Raw genomic sequence first — 252 nt, 5'->3', positions numbered from 1 at the left:
ATACCTGACTTTATGGAATTATGTGAATGATCCACTGGTGTTTGTGGTGAATAAAAACATCTGGAACAGCTGGACCGCGCAGGATAGGGAAATTGTGCGCCAGGCCGCATTGGATGCCGCCAGGCAGGAAGTGGCGCTTGCCCGCAAAGGATTCACACCGGAAGATGAGTCCTTATTAAAAGAAATTGTCAATCATGGGGTAGAAATCAGTGCACTCACTTCTGACCAGCATGAGGCGTTTGTAAAGGCAAC

At 48.0% G+C, this 252-nt stretch carries 1 pseudogene; it reads left to right on the top strand.

What is annotated here, in order from left to right:
- A pseudogene (locus tag AC3II9_RS22130) lies at positions 1 to 252 on the top strand (DctP family TRAP transporter solute-binding subunit); the annotation flags it as partial.

This window comes from Lysinibacillus sp. RU7 (assembly GCF_057837305.1).
The sequence above is the reverse complement of the archived record's forward strand: the minus strand, read 5'-3'. Positions and strand labels throughout refer to the sequence as shown.